General features: G+C 72.8%; 17 protein-coding genes. 3 read left to right on the forward strand and 14 right to left on the reverse strand.

What is annotated here, in order from left to right; all coding sequences use genetic code 11:
- Positions 1 to 9 precede the first annotated feature (9 nt).
- On the forward strand, positions 10 to 792 hold the full coding sequence (locus J3R08_RS10395) for a hypothetical protein (protein ID WP_064447388.1): 783 nt from the start codon (positions 10 to 12) through the stop codon (positions 790 to 792).
- Here J3R08_RS10395 and J3R08_RS10400 read toward each other — a convergent pair.
- Both J3R08_RS10400 and J3R08_RS10405 read right to left on the reverse strand, forming a co-directional pair.
- On the reverse strand, positions 776 to 2,149 hold the full coding sequence (locus J3R08_RS10400) for a metallopeptidase TldD-related protein (protein ID WP_209960952.1): 1,374 nt from the start codon (positions 2,147 to 2,149) through the stop codon (positions 776 to 778). The genes J3R08_RS10395 and J3R08_RS10400 overlap by 17 nt on opposite strands.
- Positions 2,146 to 3,651, reverse strand: a complete 1,506-nt coding sequence (locus tag J3R08_RS10405; RefSeq protein ID WP_209960954.1) for a TldD/PmbA family protein — start codon at positions 3,649 to 3,651, stop codon at positions 2,146 to 2,148. Before J3R08_RS10405 ends, J3R08_RS10400 begins: the two co-directional genes overlap by 4 nt.
- A gap of 413 nt (positions 3,652 to 4,064) precedes the next feature.
- Here J3R08_RS10405 and J3R08_RS10410 point away from each other — a divergent pair, with 413 nt between their 5' ends.
- Positions 4,065 to 5,336, forward strand: coding sequence for a cellulose-binding domain-containing protein (locus J3R08_RS10410; protein WP_209960956.1), 1,272 nt, complete (start codon positions 4,065 to 4,067; stop codon positions 5,334 to 5,336).
- 230 nt (positions 5,337 to 5,566) lie between these two features.
- Here J3R08_RS10410 and J3R08_RS10415 read toward each other — a convergent pair whose 3' ends face one another.
- Entirely contained in the window at positions 5,567 to 6,406 is an 840-nt protein-coding gene (locus tag J3R08_RS10415) for a helix-turn-helix transcriptional regulator (RefSeq protein WP_064447392.1), read from the reverse strand.
- 86 nt (positions 6,407 to 6,492) lie between these two features.
- Here J3R08_RS10415 and J3R08_RS10420 point away from each other — a divergent pair, with 86 nt between their 5' ends.
- Positions 6,493 to 7,272 carry an SDR family NAD(P)-dependent oxidoreductase gene (locus J3R08_RS10420; RefSeq protein WP_043325228.1) on the forward strand — a complete coding sequence of 260 codons (780 nt, stop codon included), beginning with the start codon at positions 6,493 to 6,495 and terminating at the stop codon, positions 7,270 to 7,272.
- Between the two features lie 5 nt (positions 7,273 to 7,277).
- Here the strand turns inward: J3R08_RS10420 and J3R08_RS10425 are convergent, their stop codons facing one another.
- From J3R08_RS10425 to J3R08_RS10475, 11 genes are all read right to left on the reverse strand, one after another.
- The gene (locus J3R08_RS10425; protein ID WP_069090016.1) at positions 7,278 to 7,970 is read right to left on the reverse strand and encodes a DUF4386 domain-containing protein; all 693 of its coding nucleotides are present in this window, start codon (positions 7,968 to 7,970) and stop codon (positions 7,278 to 7,280) included.
- A gap of 159 nt (positions 7,971 to 8,129) precedes the next feature.
- On the reverse strand, positions 8,130 to 9,218 hold the full coding sequence (locus J3R08_RS10430; protein ID WP_043325226.1) for a hypothetical protein: 1,089 nt from the start codon (positions 9,216 to 9,218) through the stop codon (positions 8,130 to 8,132).
- A 46-nt stretch (positions 9,219 to 9,264) separates the two neighbouring features.
- Positions 9,265 to 10,407 carry an SPFH domain-containing protein gene (locus J3R08_RS10435; RefSeq protein WP_030499593.1) on the reverse strand — a complete coding sequence of 381 codons (1,143 nt, stop codon included), beginning with the start codon at positions 10,405 to 10,407 and terminating at the stop codon, positions 9,265 to 9,267.
- Between the two features lie 114 nt (positions 10,408 to 10,521).
- Positions 10,522 to 11,598 carry a glycosyltransferase family 2 protein gene (locus J3R08_RS10440; RefSeq protein WP_223201151.1) on the reverse strand — a complete coding sequence of 359 codons (1,077 nt, stop codon included), beginning with the start codon at positions 11,596 to 11,598 and terminating at the stop codon, positions 10,522 to 10,524.
- A 55-nt stretch (positions 11,599 to 11,653) separates the two neighbouring features.
- On the reverse strand, positions 11,654 to 13,465 hold the full coding sequence (locus J3R08_RS10445) for a hypothetical protein (protein WP_166457554.1): 1,812 nt from the start codon (positions 13,463 to 13,465) through the stop codon (positions 11,654 to 11,656).
- A gap of 88 nt (positions 13,466 to 13,553) precedes the next feature.
- Positions 13,554 to 14,144 (reverse strand): DinB family protein, encoded by a 591-nt coding sequence (locus tag J3R08_RS10450; RefSeq protein WP_209960959.1) that lies wholly within the window; start codon positions 14,142 to 14,144, stop codon positions 13,554 to 13,556.
- A 43-nt stretch (positions 14,145 to 14,187) separates the two neighbouring features.
- Complete coding sequence (locus J3R08_RS10455; protein ID WP_030499597.1) at positions 14,188 to 14,604, reverse strand: PPOX class F420-dependent oxidoreductase; 417 nt, start codon at positions 14,602 to 14,604, stop codon at positions 14,188 to 14,190.
- A 104-nt stretch (positions 14,605 to 14,708) separates the two neighbouring features.
- Positions 14,709 to 15,833 carry an RICIN domain-containing protein gene (locus J3R08_RS10460; RefSeq protein ID WP_043325219.1) on the reverse strand — a complete coding sequence of 375 codons (1,125 nt, stop codon included), beginning with the start codon at positions 15,831 to 15,833 and terminating at the stop codon, positions 14,709 to 14,711.
- Positions 15,834 to 15,844: 11 nt separating this feature from the next.
- Positions 15,845 to 17,581 carry a family 43 glycosylhydrolase gene (locus J3R08_RS10465; protein ID WP_209964141.1) on the reverse strand — a complete coding sequence of 579 codons (1,737 nt, stop codon included), beginning with the start codon at positions 17,579 to 17,581 and terminating at the stop codon, positions 15,845 to 15,847.
- Positions 17,582 to 17,705: 124 nt separating this feature from the next.
- Complete coding sequence (locus tag J3R08_RS10470) at positions 17,706 to 20,114, reverse strand: ricin-type beta-trefoil lectin domain protein (RefSeq protein ID WP_069090013.1); 2,409 nt, start codon at positions 20,112 to 20,114, stop codon at positions 17,706 to 17,708.
- Positions 20,115 to 20,164: 50 nt separating this feature from the next.
- Positions 20,165 to 21,640 (reverse strand): arabinofuranosidase catalytic domain-containing protein, encoded by a 1,476-nt coding sequence (locus J3R08_RS10475; protein ID WP_043325214.1) that lies wholly within the window; start codon positions 21,638 to 21,640, stop codon positions 20,165 to 20,167.
- Positions 21,641 to 21,815: the final 175 nt, after the last annotated feature.

Consider the following 21,815-nt stretch of genomic DNA (forward strand, 5'->3'; position numbering starts at 1 on the left):
CCCGGGCCGATGAGCGGCGACGACCACCGTCTCACCGTACGTCTCGGCGAGCTGGCCCAGGCCCACGCCGACCGGGCAGCGGCGCGCGCGGGCGTGCCCGCCGTCCGGCTGGACCGGCTGGCCGCCGAGCCGCTGCGCCTGGACGAGGACTTCTGCCGGGAGGTGGCCGACCGCTACGACGCCGCCCCGATGGTCACCGCCGGCACGGCCCGCGGGTACGCCCGGCTGGCCGCGGAGAACCTGCGGCAGTTCCGGCTGATCGGCGAGGCGGGCATCCGGGTGCTGCCGTGGACCGGGCCGGGGCAGCCGTACCGGGACTCGCGGGACCTGGTCGCGCGGGTCCGCGCCACCGGCCTGCTGCACGTCTTCCTCACCCGCCACGGGCACGGGCCGGCCGGCGCGGACGGCGACCATCCGCTGCGCGCCCCCGCCGGAGTCCGGGCCGGCGGGGAGGAACTGCTGCACAACGACATCTTCCGGGCGGTGCACGACGTCTTCGGACACGTCCTGTTCGGCAACACGTTCGGGCCGCGCGGCGAGTTCCGGGCCACCCGCTGCCACCTCGCGATGTACCCGCCCGACCTGCACCCGCTGGTCTTCGCCGAGCTGGTCGGCCAGCTCTGCTGGTTCTTCCACGGGCCGCACCTGCGCCGCCCGGACGGGACGCTGCCCCGGCGCGGCGAGCCCGGGTACGTGCCGCCGCCACGGCGTCCGTACCCGCCGCAGAAACAGCTCGTGTACGACCGGCGCACCCTGGACCGGTTCGCCGCGCTGTTCACGTCGCCGGGCTGACCGCCGACATCAGGAAGTCGGGCACCCGCAGCGGCGGCATCACCATCCGGGTGAAGTAGTCGCCCCACTCCCGGGGCAGCGCCGGCACCGGCCGCCCGGCCTCGGTGGCCCGGGCCAGCAGCGACAGCGGGCTCTCGTTGAACCGGAAGTTGTGCACAGTGCCGACGATCTCGCCGTCCTCCACCAGCCGCACGCCGTCGCGGGTGAGGCCGGTCAGCAGCAGCGACGCCGGGTCGACGTCGCGCAGGTACCACAGCGAGGTGAGCAGCAGGCCGCGCCGGGTGGAGCGCACCATCTCGGGCAGCGTCGGCGCGTCCGGCCCGCCCTCCAGCACCAGGTTGTCCACCATCGGGGTGAGCGGCGCGCCGGTCTGCTCGGCGGTGTGCCGGGTCTGCACGAGCGCGGTCAGCACACCCTCGTCGATCCAGCGGGTCGGCCGCAGCGGCAGCCCGTTGTCGACCACTGCGGTCAGGTCGTCGGTGCCCCGGCTGACCGTGAACGGGGCGCAGGGCAGCAGCGGATGGTCCGGGTCGCTGCGCAGCGTCAGCGGCAACGCGGTGAGGCGCTCGCCGAGCGGCAGCCGGCCGTCCGGGCGGCTGAACGCGGTACGCCCGTCCAGCGCGCCGCGCGCCCCGGCGGCCAGGTAGAGGTGGAGCATCAGGTCGGCCACGCAGTTCGGGGTGAGCAGCACCTCGTACCGTCCCGGCGGCAGCTCGACCCGGCGGCCGGGCCGCGCCAGCGTGGCGGACAGCTCGGCGGCGAGCGCCGGCACGTCCAGTCCGGTCAGGTCGGGCGCCGTCACACCGGCCCACGTCGAGTCGTCGCCGTCGCGCACGCTCAGGTCGAACAGGCCGGTGGACTGCGCGTGCCGCAGGCGGGCGCCGGTCGACGCGGCGAGGTAGGTGGTGACCACCCGGTGCTCGGTGTAGCCGTAGAGCCGCCGCTGCCCGGCCGCCGCGAACGCGTCGGCCAGGCCGGGCAGCACGTCTCCGAACGCGTCGACCGAGGTGCCGCCGGGCGGTTCCGCCCAGGACGGCGTCCGCCACGGCTCGGGCAGCCGCGCCGCGTCGGCGGCGGGCGGCGCGTCGCGGGCGGCCCGCTCGGCCGCGCGGACCAGGCCGGGCAGCGCGTCGCCGAGCGCGCCGCCGTGTCCGACCAGCCCCACGTGTACGCCGGCCGCGCCGTCGCGTACCGCCACCGCTGTCACCCGGCGGGACCGGACGCTGCCGTTCGTGGTCAGCGCGTCGCCCGCCCAGCGCAGGTGCGCGGCGGCCGTCTCGTCCGCGATCAGCAGCAGCTCGTCGGCGTCACGCCGGTGCCGCAGCGCCGCTTCCAGGGCGTCCTGGATCCCGCTCACCCGTCCCGCCCTCCGGTGTCGACGACGTCGATGCCACGGAACACCGCGGACGGGCAGCCGTGGCTGGCCGCTGCCGCCTGCACCGGCTGACCCTTGCCGCACATGTCGGCGCCGGAGAGCAGCCACGTGCCCTCCCCGCCCAGCCCGCACAGCGCGGACCAGAACGCGGTGGTCTCCGCCTGGTACGCGGCGCCGGACACCTGCCCGGCCAGCCGCCCGTTGCGGATGCGGTGCCAGCGCTGGGCGGTGAACTGGAACTGCCGCCGCCGCATGTCGATCGACCAGCTGTCCGAGCCGGCCAGGTAGAAGCCGTCCGTCACGCCCGCGATCAGGGCCGCGGTGTCCGGCCCGTCCACCGCCGGGCGCAGCGACACGTTCGGCATCCGGGCCATCGGCGTGTGCCGGTACGACTCGGCGTACGCGCAGCCGGCGGAGCGCGGCAGGCCGGCCCGCGCGGCCGAGGCCCGGTCGTGCTGGAACCCGACGAGCACACCCGCCTCGATCAGCGGCCAGGACTGCGCGGCCACCCCCTCGTCGTCGAACCCGACCGTGGCCAGCCCGTGCGGGGCCGACCGGTCGGCGTCCACGCTCATCAGCGCCGAGCCGTACCGGAGCCGCCCGGCGGCGTCGGGCGTGGCGAAGGTGCCGCCCGCGTACGACATCTCGTGGCCCAGGGCCCGGTCGTACTCGGTGGCGTGCCCGACCGACTCGTGGATGGTGAGCCAGAGCTGCGACGGGTCGATCACCAGGTCGTACCGGCCCGGCCGCACCGCCGGCGCCTGCGTCTTCTCGGCCAGCAGCGCCGGCAGTTCGGCCAGCTCGCCGGCCCAGTCCCAGCCCTCGCCGTGCAGGTACTCCCAGCCGCGGGCCACCGGCGGGCCGACGGTGCGCAGCGTCTGGACGCCGCCGTCGCGCGGGCGCCGGCCCACCGCCAGCACCTGCGGGTGCACCCGGACGCGCTGCTGGGTGACGCGGGTGCCGTCCAGGTCGGCGTAGTACGTGTTCTCCTGGGCGGCGGTGGCGCGGGCCAGCACGTGCGCCACCGACTCGTGTGCCTGCAGCCCGGCGCACCAGTGGCTCAGCAGCTCCACCCGTTCGCTCTCCGGCACCTCGAACGGGTTGATCCGGTACGGCGAGCGCCAGGTCGCCGCCGGGTACGCGGGCTCGGGCGCGAGCGCGACGGGCGCGCCGCCGACGTCGGCGCAGGCCCGGGCCAGCGCCAGCGCGTCGTCGCAGGCGCGTACCGCCGCCTCCGGCGTCAGCTCGGGCGTGGCGGCGAAGCCCCACGCGCCCCGGTGCAGCACCCGTACCGCCAGGCCGGTCTCGGTCTCCTCCTCGCTCGCCCGCAGCGCCCCGTCGTGTACGACGGTGCGCCCGGAGCGGACCCGCTGCACCCGCAGCACGGCGTATCGCGCGCCCCGCTGCCGGGCCCGGGACAGGGCGGCGTCGGCGAGGCGGGCCAGCGGAAGAGCGAGGAAGGAGTCGTCGATCTCGTCGGGCACACGCGCCTCCGGTCGCCGGGGTGCCGCCGTCCGCGCCGGTGGCGCGGCGGCCCGGGGGTTGCGGTGAGGAGACTAGTGCCGCGTGCCGCCCCGGCACAGGGCCCGCGTGGCGGCCGGGCGGCCGACCAGCGCCGTCGCCGCGCAACAGAGCAATCGGGAAGAAGACTGCTGCCGCGCCGGGGCGCGCTTGAATTGATTGGCGTCGCTCAATAGATTGAGGGCGGGCGCCGCCGAGGTCCGCACGACCGGGCCGCCGGCGGCTGACAGGTTTGTCCCGAGCCGGGCACGTCGGTCGTACGCACCGACTTCTCACAGTGGCGCATCGACGCGCCGCCACCCGAGCGCGTCGCCGCGCCGCCGTCCGTCCGGACGCGCGTCGTCGCGTCGCGCCGCCCGACGCAGAAGGACTTCCCATGACGATTCTCCGTACCCGTTCCGGCCCGGCCCTGGCGGCGGTGACCGCGCTGGCCGCCGTCGTGGCGGCCACCGCGACGGCCCTGCTCGCCGGCCCGGCAACGGCGGCACAGGGCTGCCGGGTCGACTACACACCCAACCAGTGGCCCGGCGGGTTCACCGCGAGCGTCAAGGTCTCACCCGGCGACACCGCCGTCTCCGACTGGACGGTCACCTGGACGTACGCCGGCGACGAGCGCGTCACGAACGGCTGGAACGCCACCGTCAGCCAGTCCGGCGCGACGGTCACCGCCCGCAACATGTCGTACAACGGCGGCATCCCGGCGGGCGGTTCCACCGAGTTCGGCGTGCAGGGCACGTTCAGCGCCGCCGGCGGCGCGCCGGGCGGGTTCACGCTCAACGGCGTGCCGTGCAACGGCGCCGCGCCGTCGCCGACAGTGGTGCCCACCACCGCGGTTCCGACGACCGCCCCGCCGACGACCGCCCCACCCACCACCGCCCCGCCGACCACCGCGCCCCCGACCACCGCTCCGCCCACCACGGCGCCGCCGACCACCGCGCCGCCGACCACCCCGCCGCCGAGCGGATGCGCCGGGGCGGTGCTCTGCGACGGCTTCGAGAACCAGACCGGCTCGACGCCGTCCGGCGACTGGAGCGTGGTGAGCCCGGACTGCTCCGGCGCCGGCACGGCCACCATCGACACGTCCACCACGCACAGCGGCAGCCGCGCGATCCGGATCAACGGCGCCGCCGGCTACTGCAACCACGTCTTCGTGCGGACCACGAAGAACCTCAGCGCCCTGGGCAGCGTCAGGTACGCCCGGATCTGGGTGCGGCACACCACCGCCCAGCCCACCGACCACACCACGATGATCACCATGTCCGACGCCGCCGACGGCAACCGCGACCTGCGGCTGGGCGGCCAGAACGGCGCCCTGCAGTGGAACCGCGCCTCCGACGACGCCACGCTGCCCGAGCAGAGCCCGGCCGGGGTGGCGCAGAGCGTGCCGCTGCCCACCAACCGCTGGGCCTGCCTGGAGTTCATGGTGGACGGCTCGGCCGGTCAGCTCCGCACCTGGCTGGACGGCGTCGCAGTCACCGGGCTGACCGCCGACGGCGTACCGACGCACGACATCGACGGCCAGTGGTACAACCGCACCTGGCGACCGCAGCTCACCGACCTGAAGCTGGGCTGGGAGAGCTACGGCGGCGGGGCCGACACCCTCTGGTACGACGACGTGGCGATGGGCGCCACCCGCATCGGCTGCTGATCCACCACCCGCCACCCGCCGCCCACCATCTCGTCCCGGTGACGTAGCCGGACCGGGGTGGTTCGGCAGCCCGACGGCCAGATCTTGGTACGAAACGGCCCCTGTAGGGGCGCTCTCGTACCAAGATCTTCCCGCATCTCGCTATTCGGAACGCGCATCCCGCATTCTCGCCGAGATAGGCCCGTTGCCCCGAGCCGGTGCGGCCCGTGGAGGGCCGGCTCGGCGCGGGGTCAGCGCTCGGCGGTCATGCGCTGGGTGCCGATCACGGAGAGCAGCCGCAGCGCCTCCTCCGAGGGCGAGCCGGGCGTGGCGGTGTAGATGACCACCTGCTGGTCGCGGTCGGTGATGTCGAGGACGTCGCAGTTCACAGTCACCGGCCCGACCAGCGGGTGCCGGAACGTCTTGCACAGCGTCCGCGCGCCGCCGACGTCGTGGGAGGCCCACAGGCGGGCGAACTCCGCGCTGCCGGCGAGCAGGTCCGCTATCAGCGCGGCCATCTCCGGGTCGTCCGGATAGCGGGCCGCGGCGGCGCGCAGCCGCCCGACCGAGTGGCGGGCGAACTCGCTCGCGTCCGACACGCCGTACATCAGGTGCGGGCCGAGGAACGCCCGACGGACCAGGTTGCGATCCCGCCGGGACACCGCGGAGAAGTCCTCCATGAGCGCCGCCGCGAGGTCGTTCCAGGCGATCACCTCGAACGTCGCCGAGGTCACGAACGCCGCCGCCTGCGGCAGCCGGTGCAGCAGGTCCAGCACGCTCTGCCGTACCTCCCGGGGTGGCCCGGGCGGCGGCGCGGGCGGCTCCCCGGCCAGGTGGTGGAGGTGGTCGCGTTCGGCGTCGGACAGCCGCAGCGCGCGGGCCAGCCCGGCCAGCACCTCCCGCGACGGACGCGGAGCCCGGCCCTGCTCCAGCCGGGTGTAGTACTCGGTCGAGATGAACGCCAGCCGCGCCGCCTCCTCGCGGCGCAGCCCCGGGGTGCGACGACGCCGCCCGGCGGGCAGGCCCACGTCGGCCGGGGCGATCCGCTCCCGCCTGCTGCGCAGGAACACTGCCAGCTCACGTCGGTCCACGACCCCAGTGTGCCCGTGCGCGGCGGCTGGTAGCCAGGTACCGCCGGTGCCTGGATGGGCTCCGCGCCCGGCCGCAGGCTTGCCGCATGGACACCACACGAACCACTGAGGGCCTGCTCGCAGACAAGGTCGCGTTCATCACCGGCGCCGGGCGGGGCATCGGCGCCGCGGCGGCCCGGCTGTTCGCCGCCGAGGGCGCCCGGGTGCTGCTCGCCGCCCGGACCGAGGAACAGTTGAAGGCGGTCACCGAACAGGTCCGGGCCGCCGGCGGCACCGCCGAGTACGTCGTCTGCGACCTGGCCGACGCGGCGAGCGTGCGCGCCGCCGTGGACCGCGTCGTCGAGGTGTACGGCCGCCTCGACGTCGCCTTCAACAACGGCGCGACGATCGTGCCGCCCGGACCGATGGACCAGGTGCGCGAAGAGGACTTCGACCACCTCTACACCGTCAACCTCAAGGGACCGTGGCTCGCCATGGTCGCCGAGGTCGCCGCGATCCGGGCCACCGCCGGCACCGGCGCGATCGTGAACAACTCCAGCGTCGGCAGCCTGATGGGCAACCCCGCGCTGCCCGCGTACGGCGCGATGAAGCGCGCGGTGAACAGCCTCACCGAATCCGCGGCGATCACCTACGGCCCGGAGGGCATCCGGGTCAACGCGATCGCCCCGGGCAGCACGCTCACCGAGATGATGCGCGCCTGGGACGCGGAGTCACCCGGGATCATCGAGCGGCTCGCCGCCGCCAGCCCGTTGCGCCGGGCCGCCGAACCCGACGAGATCGCCCAGGCCGCCGCGTGGCTGCTCAGCGACCGCGCCTCCTTCGTCACCGGTACGGTGCTGCGGGTCGACGGCGGCGCGCGGGCCTGACCGGCTCAGACGGTGGCGTCCTGGACCGGCCGGGGCGCGACCGTGCCGTCCGTGACCGGCTTGAAGCCCTTGACGACCAGGTAGACGCCGAGCGAGAACTCCCACACCGCGATGGGCAGCGCGGCGACCGCCGCCACCGGGGACAGCCGGTCCCAGGCGCCGAACAGCGTGCCCAGATCGGAGGCGACGAGCAGCGGCGCCCCGGCGAGCCCGAGCACCGGCAGGATGCGCGGCACCAGGCGGGACTGGTAGAGCAGGGAGCCCAGCAGCAGGGCGTTCACGGCCGGGAGGAGCGCCTGGCTGAGCAGGAACACCGAGTCGTAGAAGGCGACGAGTGTCCGGCCGGTGACCAGCGCGTCCGGTTCGGCGCCGGCCCGCCGCAGGGCGACCAGGGTCAGGATGCTCGCGACGCCGATGAAGATGCCGGCGGCCTCCAGCACGCGGGCGGCGACGAAGCCCAGCGCACGCGCCTCACCCTGCCGCTTGAGCACCGGGTGCAGCGCGATCGCGGTGCCGATGCAGGCGAGGGCGACGATCACCTCCAGGACGCCGCCGACGACGACCGGGGTGTCCGGCGTGCCGCCGAGTATGTAGTCCGCCTCGCGTATCGGGGCGTACAGCGTGAGGGTCGGGATCGAGACGAAGGTGAGCAGGTAGAACCCGCCCGCGACCAGCGACGTCTTGCGCAGTGAGTCCATCGGGGCTGCCCTCCGCCGCTCGGCCGGTGGTCGTTCCCTCACTCTGCGGCGGATGGGCGCGGCGGCGAATCGGCCGCTCGGTCAGACTCCTCGCGCGATGCGCACGGGCCACCGGTAACGGATACCGGTGGCCCGTGGGCGTACGACAGCGCGGCGACGCTAACGGTTCATCATGAGCGCCACCACTACGGCGACGAGCACCAGCGCGGCGAACACCGCCGCCGCGATCTTCGCGGCGCTGTACGGTCGCTCACCGATCACCTCGCCGGTGCGCGCGTTCACCAGCACCTGGTACGAGCGGCCGGCGTGCAGGTACGCGGCGATCCACACCGGCAGCAGGATCAGCTTGTACGACACGTCGGAGTACGTGGTGTCCACTGCGGACACCCGTTGCTCGTCACCGCCGATGTCCGACCGGCAGTCCCCCTCGATGACCGGCGCCATCCGCGCCTTCGCCTCGGTCAGGCCCGCCTCGGGCTCGGTGTCGTACCGCAGCGCCTGGTATCCGGCCAGGTAGTCGCCGTGGTACGCGGCCGCCTCGGTCAGCGGCCACGGCGCCAGCTTGTCCAGCTGCTCGGTGGGCAGGTGGGTGGTGGCGGGCACCAGCACGTCGTCGAAGTCCCGGCTGACGGTGCCGGCGGCCGGATGCCACCGGGTGTGCCGCACCTGCCGGGTCCGCGTCTCCTGCTTGCCGTCGACGGTCACCGTGTACGTCTCGGTGACGTAGTAGTACTCGCCCCGCTGACCCCGGTAGTCCGACACGGTCCGCGCGTCGAACGTCCAGTGCGGCAGGTACGTGCCCTTCAGCGTCTCCGCCTCGCTGACCTTCTTCAGGCTCCCCGGCGCGAACCAGCGGCTGCGGCACCACTGGCCCAGCGCCGTCCGTACGCCGTTGCGGTCCACCGCGAACGGCAGCACCGCCTCCGGCGCGATCAGCTCGCCCGCCGCGGCGTCGGCCACCAGCGGCGTGGCGCAGAACTGGCAGCGCTGCGCCAGCACGTCGCTCTCCGTCCGGGCCCCGCAGCCCGGGCAGACGAACGTGTGCGCCCCGACGCTCGCCACCGGCTTGCGGGGCAGCGACGCGAGATCCGCGTACGCGTGCTCGCGCACCTCGCGGCCCGCGCCGGCGATCTCCTGCCGGTGCCCGCAGTACGGGCAACTGAGCGTCGTCGTGCCCGGCGCGAACTCCACCCTGGCCCCGCAACCCCCGCACCGGTACGAGGGCGGGGAGACAGTCGTGTCGCTCATGCCGGCACCTGCCCGGTGCGGGGACGACTCACCCGCTGACGTGCGTTCATTGCGGCGGCAGCGGCGGCGGGACGCTGGCCAGCACCGACGCCAGCTCCGGCACCTGTCCGGCGGGCTGCCACTGCGCCATCCCGGCACGCCAGACCAGCGTGTCCGGGCCGAGCGCGCCGGCGCCCGCCTGCTCGGCCAGCCCGCCGAGGTCGTACGGGCCCTGCCGCTGGCCACCGACGCCGACGTACCACTGGGCCTGGCCCGGCAGCGGCGGCGGCTCGGCGGCGCCCGGCTGCGCGGCCGACGGCTGCGCGGGGGCCGGCGCCGGCTGCGTGGCCCCGCCGCCGCCCATCGTCCGGGCCATCTGCTGGCCCATCGCCATGCCCAGGCCCAGGCCGATGCCCGCGCCCGCCTCGCCGCCCGGGTTGTTCGCCGCGGCCTCCATCGCGTTCGCGGCCTGGAAGCGGGTGTAGCGGTCCAGGTCGCCGACCGCGCCCATGCTGGTCCGCTTGTCCAGCGCCTGCTCGACCTCCGGCGGCACCGACACGTTCTCGATGACGAACTTGGGGATCGCGATACCGACCTCGGCCAGTTCCTCGGTCAGCACGGCGGCCAGCCGCCGGCCGATCGCGTCCTGGTGCGCGGCGAGGTCCAGCAGCGGCACGCCCGCCGTGGCCAGCGCGCCGCCGAGACGGCCCACGATCAGCTGCCGCAGGTACTCCTGCACCTCCTCGGTGCGGAACTGCGGGTCGGTGCCGACCAGCTCACGCAGCAGCTGCGCCGGGTCGACCACCCGCGCCGCGAAGGCGCCGAACGCCCGCACCCGGACCACGCCGAACTCGGCGTCGCGCAGGATCACCGGGTTCTGGGTGCCCCACTTCATGTCCGTGAACTGCCGGGTGTTGACGAAGTACACCTCGGCCTTGAACGGCGAGTTGAAGCCGTACTTCCAGCCCTTCAGGGTGGACAGGATCGGCAGGTTGCGGGTCTCCAGCGTGTACGTTCCCGGCGGGAAGACGTCGGCGATCTTCCCCTCGTTGACGAACACCGCCGTCTGGGACTCCCGGACGACCAGCTTGGCGCCCATCTTGATCTCGTTCTGATACCGGGGGAACCGCCAGACGATCGTGTCCCGGCTGTCGTCCAGCCACTCGACGATGTCGATGAGCTCGCCCCGGAGCTTGTCCATCAGCCCCATCGCAACCCTTTCCTCGGCGCCGTTCTCCGGCGTCGCGGGCGACGATAGCAACCCCCCGCCACCTGCGAAAAGAGAACAATGGTGCGCTGATCGGCGCTCACCGATCGCCGTCGTTCAGCCGGTGTCGCCGCTCATCGATTCCCCGCCCCCGTGACGCCGGGAGGCATCTCGGGACGGATCCTCCCAAGCCGGCGCCGCACGTGGACCGCGGTCGGTGGACCACGCGGCGCGCTGGTTCGGCAGCCGGGGCGGGCCGCCGGTCTCCGGGACCGGACGTTCGGTCTCCTGCACCAGATAGTGCGGCCGGCGTTTGGTCTCGTAGTAGATCCGGCCGATGTACTCGCCGATCACGCCCAGGATCATCATCTGAATCCCGCCGAGGCCGATCACGCTGACGATGATGGTGGTGTAACCGGGCACGTCGATGCCCTTCTCCACGGCGTCGGCGACCACCCACGCCATGTAGCCCACCGCGATGAGCGTGAGGAAGAGCCCGCCGTAGATCGCCAGGCGCAGCGGCCGGTTGTTGAACGACAGCAGACCGTCGAACGCGTAGTTGAACAGCTTGCCGAACGTCCACCGGCTCCGCCCCGCCTGCCTGCTCTCGTTGCGGTGCGCCACCACCACGGTGCGGAAGCCGATCCACGAGAACAGGCCCTTGGAGAAGCGGTTGTACTCGGGCATCGCCAGGATCGCGTTCACCGCGAGCCGGGACAGCAGGCGGAAGTCACCCGCGCCGTCCAGCAGGCGGACGTCTATCCACCAGTTGACCAGGCGGTAGAACGAGCGTGAGGCGACCATCCGGATGAACCGGTCGCCGCGCCGGTCGCGGCGGGCGATCACCTGGTCGAAGCCCTGGCGGTAGAGCGCGACCATCTCGGGCAGCAGGCGCGGCGGATGCTGCAGGTCGGCGTCCATGATGACGACCGCGTCGCCGGTGGCCCGGTGCAGCCCGGCGAGCATGGCCGCCTCCTTGCCGAAGTTGCGGCTCAGCGACGTGTAGCAGACCGTCGGGTCGGCGGCGGCGAGCCGGCGCAGCGCCGCGAGCGTGCCGTCCTCGCTGCCGTCGTCGACGTACACCACCTCGACGTCCACGTCGGGCAGCTCGGCGAGCGCGGTGCTGAGCATCTCGTGCAGCCGCTCCACCGACTCTTCCTCGTTGAAGCAGGGCACCACCACCGACAGCCGCATCGGCGTCGTCCCGCCCGGCCCGGCGCCCGGGCGCGGGCCTCCGGCGCCGCCGGCGTCAGAGCCGGTAGACGAGCGTGCCATCGAGGTCCTCCCGGGTGATGCCCAATCCGTCGACGGGCCGGTTCTCGATGCCCTCCCACGGCGTGCCCGCCGCGCGGCTCGGCACCGCGACGACCGACCGGACGCCGATGCCGCGCAGGTACGCCACGCTGCCCGCGTCGGGGAACGTCGCCACGGCGACCCGGGTCTGCGCCTGGGTGACCGGCTCGAAACCGCCGAGCCCGTTGGTGATCCGGGGGAACCCGTCGGTGGACCAGAGCATGTAGTTCAGGTCGCCGATCCCGCCGGCGGGCAGCACCAGCATCGGCTCCGGCGCGGTACGCATCGCGGCCGGCGGCGTCGGCACGACCGGGTGCGGCGTGCGGTTGACGCCCTCCAGCGTCACCAGCGCGAGCGGCACCAGCAGGACCAGCGGCGCCACGGCCCGGGACCAGCGGTGGGCCGAGGGCCGGTGCCAGGACTCGGCGAGCGCCGTGACCAGCCCGGCGGCCAGCACCGCCAGCAGCAGGCTGGTCCAGTGCATCATCCGGCCCGGCGTGCGCAGCGCGTCCCAGCCGGGCAGGAGCGTGGACAGCGTCAGATAGCCGGGGTCGCCGTCCCCGCCGAGGGTGGCGCCCAGACCGAGCAGCACAGTGCCGACCACGCCGAGCCCCAGCGCGACCCGGTGCCGCACCGGGAACGACGAGACGAACAGCCCCGCCGCGGCCAGCCCGATCAGCGTCATCCCGGGCAGCAGCGCCATCTCCGGCGGCCAGGTCAGCTGCTCCCGGGCGGCGGCGTGCCGTTCCCCCCACAGCCACGAGTCGCCGGGCGCGGTGATGAACCCGATCAGCGGAGGGGAGAACATCTTGGTCCAGTCCAGCGAGCGGACGGCCTGCGGGTTGAGGTCGACGACGCGCAGGTAGACCAGGCCGAGCAGCAGCGTCACGGCGCCGAACACGGCGCCGCCGGCCAGGTCCGCGATCAGCAGCCGGCGGCCGAACGGCGGACGCTCCCGCTTGCGCCACCAGGACCAGCCGTAGCAGCCGGCCGCCACCAGCACGGCGGCCAGCAGGAAGTAGACGAGCGGCAGCCCGATGCCGAAGCCGAGCGTGACCTGCCAGGCGGCGACGAGCCACCCGGCCACCGCCCAGCCGGGACGGCGGCGCTCCGGCCGGTAGCCGTGGCGCAGCGACCAGCCGTGACCCCGGGCCAGCATCGCCAGGGCCAGCGCGATCCCGCCGCTGGACAGGATGTTCAGGTGGCCGGAGTGCGCCAGCCGCCAGGGCGCGTACGCCCACGCGATCCCGGCGACCGCGCCGCCCCAGCGGTTCGCGCCGAGCTGCCGGGCCAGCGCGTACGCCCCGAGGAACGCCAGCGCGTGCAGCAGCACGTAGAGCACGTTGTAGCGGATCACGGCGGCCTCGAAGCCGGAGCCGACCATCCCGAACGGCGCGTAGCCGAGCAGCGTGTCGCTGTAGGCGTAGGTGTAGCGCTCCGGGAAGAACGTGTTCGAGTGCCAGAGGTTGGCCGGGTCGTTGAGCAGGGCGTGCCCCGACCAGGCGACCTGCCACGCCTGCAACGTGGGGTCGCCCAGGTCGCCGGGGATGGTGGTCGCCGGGTGCCGCATCGTCGGCCAGGTCAGCACCACCGCCAGCAGCAGGCTGCCCAGGATCGCCAGCGTCCACTCCGGGTTCGGCCGCCATCGGCGTCTGCCGTCCACAGGCCGTTCGTCGGAGGGGCGGTCGTCCGAGGGCCGGTCGGCGGGAGGCTGCTCGGGACCGGTGTCCTCAGCGGTCGGCGGGGCGACGGCGGGCCGGATCTTCATGGGATAGATGCTTCACGATGCTGCTGGTCCTGTCGATCCACTGTCCGAAATGTGGTTGAAACTTCCGGCCGCATTACCGGAAAACCGCCTACGCGAACCGGTCGGCGAGCGCCGACAGCCGGTCGACGTACGCCGGCCAGTCGTAGCCCTCGGGGACGTTCCGGTTCTCCCGCCCCAGCCCGATCGCGGCGTCGTGCTGCTCGCGCAGGATGTCGGCGTGCCCGGCGTGCCGGGCCAGGTCGACGCAGACGTGCACGAGGACCTGGTGCAGCGTCACGTCCTGCCGGCCGGGCAGCCACCACGGCACCCGCCCCGGCGCGTCCAGCGGCAGCATGTCGATCGTCTCGTCCGCGAACGCCGCGACGCGGCGGTACAGGTCGATCAGCCCGTCCTTGGTCTCGTCCTCGCGGGCGTACCAGTCGGCCTGCGGGTCGGCGTCGAACGTCTCGGTGGCGACCAGCTCCGCCGGTGTGGGGAACTCGCGGCCGAACGTCGGCCCGAAGTAGCCGGCCTCGACGTTCAGGCAGTGCTTGAGCACCCCCAGCAGGTTGTTGCCGGTCGCGGTGCGGGGAAGCCGGGCCTCGCGTTCGCTCAGCCCGTCGAGCTTCCAGATCAGATTCTCCCGGATCGCGCGCAGGTAGTGGTGCAGCGCTGCCTTCGGGTCGTACGGCTCACTCATGCCCGACACTCTTCCGCATGGGTCGGACATCGTGGGGGCGCCGTCAGCCGGTCTGGCTGTTGTCCTTGTGCGCGCCCCACCCGTGCCAGCGCTCGATCTCGATCCACGCGCTGACCCGCTTGCGGTCCCGCCGGGGGTACGGCCGCCCGGTGTAGTGCTGCGAGATCCGGTCGATGTCCGCCAGGCCCTCGTCGTCGCGCAGCTCGACCACCCGCCCGATCAGGCTGACGTGGGTGTACCAGTTCCCCTCGTCCAGCACGGTCAGGGAGACCCGGGGATCGCTGCGCAGGTGTGCCAGCCGGCGGCGGCCCTCGTCCATGTTCACCAGGACGCGGCCGTCCTCCCAGAGGTACCAGGTGGCCGCGGACACCGGCTGGCCGTCGCGAAGCGTGGCGATGACGGCGGGATTCGGCTTGCCCAGCATGGCGACGGCGGGCTCGGGCAGCGGCGGCTTCGACATGGCTCTCACTCTACGTACCCGCCGGGCCCGCCGCTGGTCATGCGGCGGGCGCCGCCCGGACGGGCTCCCCGGCGGCGTCCGCCGGGGAGCCCGTCGCACGCCGGTCAGGCTCGCGCGCTCCACTGCTGGTTGGTGCCGCCGTGGCAGTCCCAGAGGTTGATCCTCGTCCCGTTGGCGGTGCCGTAGCCCGCCGCGTCCAGGCAGCGCCCGGACTGGACGCCGCTGATCGTGCCGTTGGCGTTGAGGTTCCACTGCTGGTTGGGCTGGCCGTTGCAGTCCCAGATGATCACGCTGGTGCCGTTCGCGGTGCCCCGTCCGCTGGCGTCGAGGCACTTGTTGCCGAGCACCTGCAACTGCTTGTCCGAGGTGTAGGTCCAGCGCTGCATGGTGCCGCCCCAGCAGTCGTACAGCTGCACCGCGGTGCCGTTCGTGGTGCTGCCGTTCGGCACGTCCAGGCACCGGCCGGAGCCGGCGCCGACGAGCTGCACGTTCTGGTACGTGCCGCCGCCGCTGCCGGGGGTGCCGATGCTGCCGGACACCGACTGCAACGCCCGGTACCAGACCGCCGCCATCTTGTCGTAGCCGGTGGCGGTCGGGTGGATGCCGTCGATCAGGTCGGCGGTGGTCAGCGCCGAGTACTGGTCGACCAGGTGGACGCGCTTGCCGGCGTTCACCTTCGACTGCACGATGCCGGGCAGCGCGGCGTTGAACGTGCGTACCGCCGCCGCCTGGCCGGAGTTGGCGAGCGGGATGATCTGCGCGACGAACACGTCCGCGTTCGGCGCGGTGTTGGTGATGCGGTCGATGAGCGAGGAGAGCCGGTTCGGCGCGGTGGAGACGTTGTAGTTCTGCAGGATGTCGTTGGTGCCGATGTGCAGCAGGACGGTGCGCGGCTGGTAGGCGTTCAGCCAGCCGGTGATGTTGGCGTCGATCTGGTCGATGCGCCAGCCGGGGTGGCCCTCGTGGTCGTGGTCGCCGAGGTTGCCCGGCCCGTTGAACTGGGAGCCGACCAGGTCGACCCGGTAGCCGCCGCCGGCCAGCCGCTGCCACAGGCCGATCCGGTAGCCGCCCGGCACCTGGGTGCCCTCGGTGATGGAGTCACCGAGCGGCATCACGCGGGTGCCGCCGTTGGACTCGGCGGCCGCCGGTCCGGTCGCCGTCAGCACACCGGCGGCCAGCACGGCGAGCGCGGCGCCCGCGGTGAGCCATCTCCGCACAGTGGTACGCATGTGTGCTCCTTTCACGGGGTGGTGCAGGTCAGGGACGGGGTGGTCGGCGAGCCGTTGGCGATGAAGCCGAACGTGGTGGAGCCGGACGCGGGCACGGAGCCGTTGTACGCGGCGTTGCTGACGGTCGCGGTGGAGCCGCTGGTGCTCAGCGTGCCGCTCCAGACCTGGCTGATGCTCTGGCCACCGGCCAGGTTCCACCGCACCGACCACCCGTTGAGCGCCGCGGTGCCGGCCGTGACTGTCACCTCGGCCTGGAAGCCGCCCGACCAGGAGTTCGTGGTGCGGTAGGTGGCGGTGCAGGCGCCACCGCCCGGCGGCGTGGTGGGCGGCGCAGTGGTCGGCGGGGGATCGATCGGCGGCGGCGTGGTGGTCGGCGGGTCGGTGGGCGGCGGCGTGCTCCCGGCGGGGGTGAACCGCCAGTGGTCGATGTTGAACAGCGAGCCGCTGCCGCCGGTGAACCGCAGGTAGAGGTCGTGGGTGCCGGTGGCGCCGCTGACCGCGCAGGTCGTGTCGGCCCAGGTCTGCCAGCCGCCGGTGCCGGACACCCGGCAGGTGCCCACTACCGGGCCGCTGGTGCCGTCCAGCCGCAGCTCGATGGTGCCGCCGCTGCCCGCGGAGGCCACCCGGGCGGTGTACGAGGTCGCGCCGGACCCGAAGGCGACGCCCTTGATCTTGAGGTAGTCGCCGTTGTCGATGAAGCCGACGTTCATCCCGCCGCCGCTGGCCGGCTCGGTCTCCACGCCGGACGCCCAGGCGCTCGTCTCGGCCTCCTGCCGGATGTACGGGTTGAGCGTGCCGATCTGCGGCGCGCCGGTGGTGGTCATGTTGATCGTCGGGATCGAGCCGTCAGCGCCGTAGGAGAACTTCTCCACCGCCACCGACCTGGTGAAACCGCCGCCGCCGGGCAGCGCGCCGTTGTGGTAGAAGAAGTACGAGCCGCCCTTGTAGTCGGTGATGCCGGGGTGGTTGGTGAAGCTGCTGCCCTGGGTGGGCATGACGGTGCCGCGGTACGTCCACGGCCCCAGCGGCCCGGGCGCGGTGGAGTAGGCGATGAACTCCGAGCAGCACTTGGCCGCGAAGACCATGTAGTAGAGGCCGTTGCGCTTGTACACCCACGGACCCTCCTCGTAGAGGGTCGGCCGGTTCGCGTCACCGGTCCGTGCGCCGAAACCCGCCGCGGTCAGCGGGATCTGGGTCGGGCTGCCCGAGTACGAGATCATGTCCGCGTTCAGCTTGACGTACCACAGGCGGGGGTTGCCCCAGTACAGGTACGCCTGGCCGTCGTCGTCGATGAACACGGTCGGGTCGATCTCACCGTTGCTCACCAGCGGGCGCCCGATGGCGTCCCGGAACGGCCCGGTGGGGCTGTCCGCCACCGCCACCCCGATGCCCATCTGGCCGGTGGCCCGCACGACCATCGGCACGTACCAGTAGAACTTGCCGTTGCGGTGGACCGCCTGGCCGGCCCACGCGTCCTGCTTGGCCCAGCTGAACGTGGCGAGGCTGAGCGGCGATCCGTGGTCGGTCCAGTTCACCATGTCGTCGGACGAGTAGACCCGCCACTCCTTCATGGTGAACCAGGTCGAGTTGTCCTCGTCGTGGCCGGTGTACAGGTAGACCCGGTTGTTGTACACGAGCGGGGCCGGGTCGGCCGTGTAGATGGTCTGCACGATCGGGTTGTCCGCCCGGGCGGCGGTCGGGCTCAGCCCGCCGGCGATGGCCGGGGCCAGCCCGAGCAGGGCGAGCATGGTCACCGCCAGAGCGAGCCATCGTCTGGTCCGGCGGTCGGTTCTCCATAGCGTTGACGTCACAGGTCATCTCCCGGGGTAGGCCGCGCCGCGGCGGATGGTGTGGTCGGCGAGGGTCGGGCCGTCACGCCCGGCTCCACTTCTGGCTGTTCGCGCCGGTGCAGGCGGACAGGATGATCGAGGTGCCGTTGCCGGTCCCGCCGCCGTTCGGGCTCAGGCACAGTCCGGACTGGACGCCGGTGATCGTGCCGTCGGTGTTGACGTTCCACTGCTGGTTGGCGCCGCCGTTGCAGTCCCAGATGATCACCCGGGTGCCGGACGAGGTGCCCTGCCCCTCGGCGTCCAGGCACTTGCTCCCGTACACCTGGAGTTGCCGGCTCGACGTCGCCGTCCACTGCTGGTTGGTCCCGCCGTTGCACTCCCACAACGTCACCTGGGTGCCGTTGGTCTGGGACTGGTTCGGCACGTCGAGGCAGCGGCTGGAGTTGGGGTTGAGCCACGCGCCGCTCGTACCGCCGGGGTTGCCACCCGGGCCGGCGACCACCGACAGGTTGTCGAACTGCGCGGTCTCGCCCTGGCTGGTGCCGAAGCCGACCTGGCCGGAGCCGAAGGTGGAGTCGGTGGCCGTGCCGACGGTGGCGCCGTCGATGGTGGCGGTGATGGTGGTGCCGGCGAAGCCCAGCGCGAGGCTGTGCCAGCGGTTGGTGCCGAGCGCCGCGACGTTCCCGCTGCGCAGCGTGGTGAGCTGCCCGGCGGTGTTGTTGCGCAGGATGGACCACGCGCCGGCGTCGGTGACCCGCAGGAAGTAGGCGTTGTAGCGGCCGATCGGGTCCAGGTTGGTGCTGCCGACGCGGCCCTGGATCTGGGCGTAGCCGGACTGTTCGAGCAGGACGTCGGCGGAGACCGTGTAGTTGCCCCAGCTCAGGTTCCCGCCGTAGGTCGCCGGGTCGGCGAGGGTCTTCCAGGTGATGGGCGCCTGCGCGGACATCTGGCGCAGGCACATGCCGGACCGGCCGCCGCCGCAGCCGACGATCTCGAACGCGCCCTGCATGTCCTGGAGGTACTTCGGGAACCGCCCGCTGGCGTAGCTGTCGAAGTCGTCGCGGTACGGCAGGCCCAGCGAGCCCTGCGCCGGGCTGGTGGCGGTGCCCTTGCCCTGCCCGGTCGTGGTGGTGACGGTGTAGAGGTGGCCGGGCTGGGCGGTGAACGTGAACGACCCGCCCGACGGGGTGACGTCCGCGGTGCGGACGAAGAAGTCGTTCGGGTTTGTCGAGTTCAGGTTCGTGGCCCAGATGTGCGCCTGGCCGGTGGACAGCCCGCCGGTGACGGTCATGGTGACCTGCTGGGCCGCGGTGGCGTCCATGGTCTCGATGACGGTGCTGTAGTCGCCGGTGGTGGGCGAGCGCAGCGACACGTAGCTGCCGTTGTTGCGGTTGCCGCCCAGGTAGCCCGAGGCCGAGTCCAGGTAGCGCCAGCCGGGTGCGGTGAACTGGGTGGTGTGGGCCAGCGCCCAGGTGTTCTTGCCGACCGAGTACCAGCCGGACCAGGGCTGGTTGGCCAGGATCAGCCCGACCGTGGACCAGGGCAGGTTCGGCGTGATGGCGGCGATCAGGTCCCAGTTGAGGTAGGCGACCATCCGGCCGTCGATGTAGCCGCGGTTGATGCCGCGGGCCAGCGGCTTGGCGCCGTCGTTGTAGTCCTGCGAGCCGCCCTCGCTGTTCCACAGCGTCTTGCCGGTGGAGGTGGCTGTCGAGGACACGGTGCAGGTGGTCTGCGCGCTGAGGTAGCCGCACGGGTAGTGGCCGCTGAGCACGTCGATGCTGTTGCGCAGCGTGGCGTTGCCGGCGACGGCGTTGGCCGGGCCCCAGCTACCGGGGTAGTCGTCCCCGTAGATGATCTTCACGCCGCTGTAGCCGTTGGCGTTCAGCGCCTGGCGCAGGCTGATGGTCCAGTTCGCGTCCGTCCGCTTCTCGTTCTGGGCGGCGGTGATGTAGTCCATGGTCAGGTTGTGCTGCCGCGCGCAGCCCAGCCAGTCCACGAAGTAGTTGATCATGTCCTGGGACATGAAGTTGCCGTTGCCGATCCACCCGGGAGCGCCCCACGGCAGGGCCGCCAGCTTGATGGCGGGGTTGCGGGCCTTGGCCTGCTCCATGATCCACCACTGGTAGCCGCGGTTGCAGTTGAGATCGCCCCGGACGTGCTCGTGACTCGGCTCGGACCCGCTGGTGGAGTTGGTGTCGCCGCCCATCTCGACCTTGAGGATCTGCAGCGCGGCGCCGTATCCGGGCTTGAACAGGTAGTCCAGGATCTGCCCGCGCTGCGGCTCCGGATAGTCGATCAGCAGCCGGCTGTTGCCGCCGCCGCCGCTGACCGCGCCGACCCCGTCGAACGTCTGGCCGCCGGAGGCGCCGTTGACGGTGATCGAGGTGGCGGCCTGTGCGGGGCCGGCGGTGAGGATCAGGCCGCCGGCGGCGGCCAGGACGGTGACGGCGAACGCCGCCAGCAGTCGGCGTATCCATCTCGGCTCGGACATGACGAGTCCTTTCGGGAGATGCGGAGTGTGGTCGCCGAGTGGCTCGCCGGTCAGCGGTAGCCGGCGGCGACGATGTCGGCCTGGACGGCGTTCTCGGTCGCGTCGGACGGATAGCCCGCGACCATGGCGCCCTCGTAGAAGGTGCCGGCGCTGAGGTTCGCGCCGCCGCCGGGCTTGCAGCAGTCGCCGCCGCTGCCCAGGATGATCGCGCCCTGCTTACGCATCGGGCTGTAACCGGCCGGCAGCGACCCGTCGTAGAGCGTGTAGAGGCCGCCGGACTGGGCGTTGCTGCCCTTGATGGCGAACCGCGAGGTGCCGTTGTTCTTCAGGGTGGCGGTGACGAACCGGTTGGTGAACGCCCGCTGGTTCGGGTTCCAGGACTGGCTGCCGCCCGGGTAGAGACCCCACTCCAGGTCGGCCTGCACCCAGGGGCCGCTGCCGGAGCAGCCGCCGAACCAGCAACTGGTGCTGAAGTTGATCGCGTCCATCGCCCCCGCCGCGTCGGCGCTGCGGGTGGTCTCGCTGTTGCCGTAGTCGAAGCAGCAGCCGCTGTTGACGTGGGTGCCGCTGGTCACCATGTACATGCCCTCGGGGGCGGAGCCGGTGGGGACGCCGGTCAGGTGGCCGTCCCGCCAGTAGCTGTTCCCAGGGTTGATGTAGAGGGAATACGCCCGGGCGCCGCCGACCGTCAGCGACTCGCTCGTCGCGTTCGCGGGCCGGCTGGAGGTGGAGCCGGGGACCTGCGCGGAGCCCTGGTACCACAGGTCGTTACCGCGTCCCGACTGGTCGAACACGGCGGTGATCACGCAGCTCGTACCGGAGCAGAACGCGTCCTGCGCAGCGGCGTCGGCGTAGCCGCCCGCGCTCACCAGTCCGATGTTGCGGGTGGCGTTGTCCGAGGAGCGGCGGACCTGGTAGAGGTTGCCGCCGTACGCCGAGAACAGCGCCCGGGTGGTGCTGTGCGCCGCGACGCACGGGGTGCCGCCCGCGGCGTAGATGTCGCACGGCCGGCCGCCGGGCGGCGGCGTCGAGGTGGGCGGCGGTGACGACGGTGTGGTCGAGACGTTCCACCGCTGGTTTGCCTGTCCGTTGCAGGTCCACAGGATGATCCTGGTGCCGTTGGCGGTGCCCGCGTTCGTCGCGTCCAGGCACAGCCCGGACTGCTGACCGGTGACGGTGCCGGCCGAGGTGATGTTCCACTGCTGGTTGGCCTGGCCGTTGCAGTCCCAGATGATCACCGTCGTGCCCGGGCTGGTGCCCTGGCCGTTGGCGTCCAGGCATTTGTTGCCGTACACCGTGAGCTGCTTCGCCGACGTGTACGTCCAGCTCTGCGGCGTGCCGCCGGTGCAGTCGTACAGCTGGACCTGGGTGCCGTTCGTGGTGCTGCCGTTGGGGACGTCGACGCAGCGGCCGGACTGCACGCCCACGATGGAGCCGGGCCCGGGGGCGGCCACGGCGCTTCGGGTCTGCGCGGCCACGGCGGCGCCGGCGACGGCCAGGACGAGCACCAGGGCGGAGATGGTCATACGCGGTGGTCCGGATCGGATGGACCGGGGACGGGGGATCACCATGACGGCTCCTCGGATACGCGCGAGCACCCGACCGTCCGGCACGGTGCCTCGCGAGTTGTGGATGGCCGTCGGTGTAAGCGCTAACAGTGGTGTAGCGGCGGCCCCGACATGTCGGTGGTGGTGGCCTGTG

It is taken from the genome of Micromonospora sp. HB375 (assembly GCF_017872985.1).
In the GTDB taxonomy this organism is placed as follows: Bacteria; Actinomycetota; Actinomycetes; order Mycobacteriales; family Micromonosporaceae; genus Micromonospora; species Micromonospora chalcea.

Coding starts and splice junctions, on each gene's coding strand:
- J3R08_RS10425 (WP_069090016.1), bottom strand. CDS start 7,970: ATGGACTCACTGCGCAAGACGTCGCTGGTCGCGGGCGGGTTCTACCTG.
- J3R08_RS10465 (WP_209964141.1), bottom strand. CDS start 17,581: ATGCTCGCCCTGCTCGGGCTGGCCCCGGCCATCGCCGGCGGGCTGAGC.
- J3R08_RS10435 (WP_030499593.1), bottom strand. CDS start 10,407: ATGGGGCTGATGGACAAGCTCCGGGGCGAGCTCATCGACATCGTCGAG.
- J3R08_RS10410 (WP_209960956.1), top strand. CDS start 4,065: ATGACGATTCTCCGTACCCGTTCCGGCCCGGCCCTGGCGGCGGTGACC.
- J3R08_RS10470 (WP_069090013.1), bottom strand. CDS start 20,114: ATGTCCGAGCCGAGATGGATACGCCGACTGCTGGCGGCGTTCGCCGTC.
- J3R08_RS10455 (WP_030499597.1), bottom strand. CDS start 14,604: ATGTCGAAGCCGCCGCTGCCCGAGCCCGCCGTCGCCATGCTGGGCAAG.
- J3R08_RS10475 (WP_043325214.1), bottom strand. CDS start 21,640: ATGACCATCTCCGCCCTGGTGCTCGTCCTGGCCGTCGCCGGCGCCGCC.
- J3R08_RS10430 (WP_043325226.1), bottom strand. CDS start 9,218: ATGAGCGACACGACTGTCTCCCCGCCCTCGTACCGGTGCGGGGGTTGC.
- J3R08_RS10460 (WP_043325219.1), bottom strand. CDS start 15,833: ATGCGTACCACTGTGCGGAGATGGCTCACCGCGGGCGCCGCGCTCGCC.
- J3R08_RS10450 (WP_209960959.1), bottom strand. CDS start 14,144: ATGAGTGAGCCGTACGACCCGAAGGCAGCGCTGCACCACTACCTGCGC.
- J3R08_RS10445 (WP_166457554.1), bottom strand. CDS start 13,465: ATGAAGATCCGGCCCGCCGTCGCCCCGCCGACCGCTGAGGACACCGGT.
- J3R08_RS10395 (WP_064447388.1), top strand. CDS start 10: ATGAGCGGCGACGACCACCGTCTCACCGTACGTCTCGGCGAGCTGGCC.
- J3R08_RS10420 (WP_043325228.1), top strand. CDS start 6,493: ATGGACACCACACGAACCACTGAGGGCCTGCTCGCAGACAAGGTCGCG.
- J3R08_RS10440 (WP_223201151.1), bottom strand. CDS start 11,598: ATGCGGCTGTCGGTGGTGGTGCCCTGCTTCAACGAGGAAGAGTCGGTG.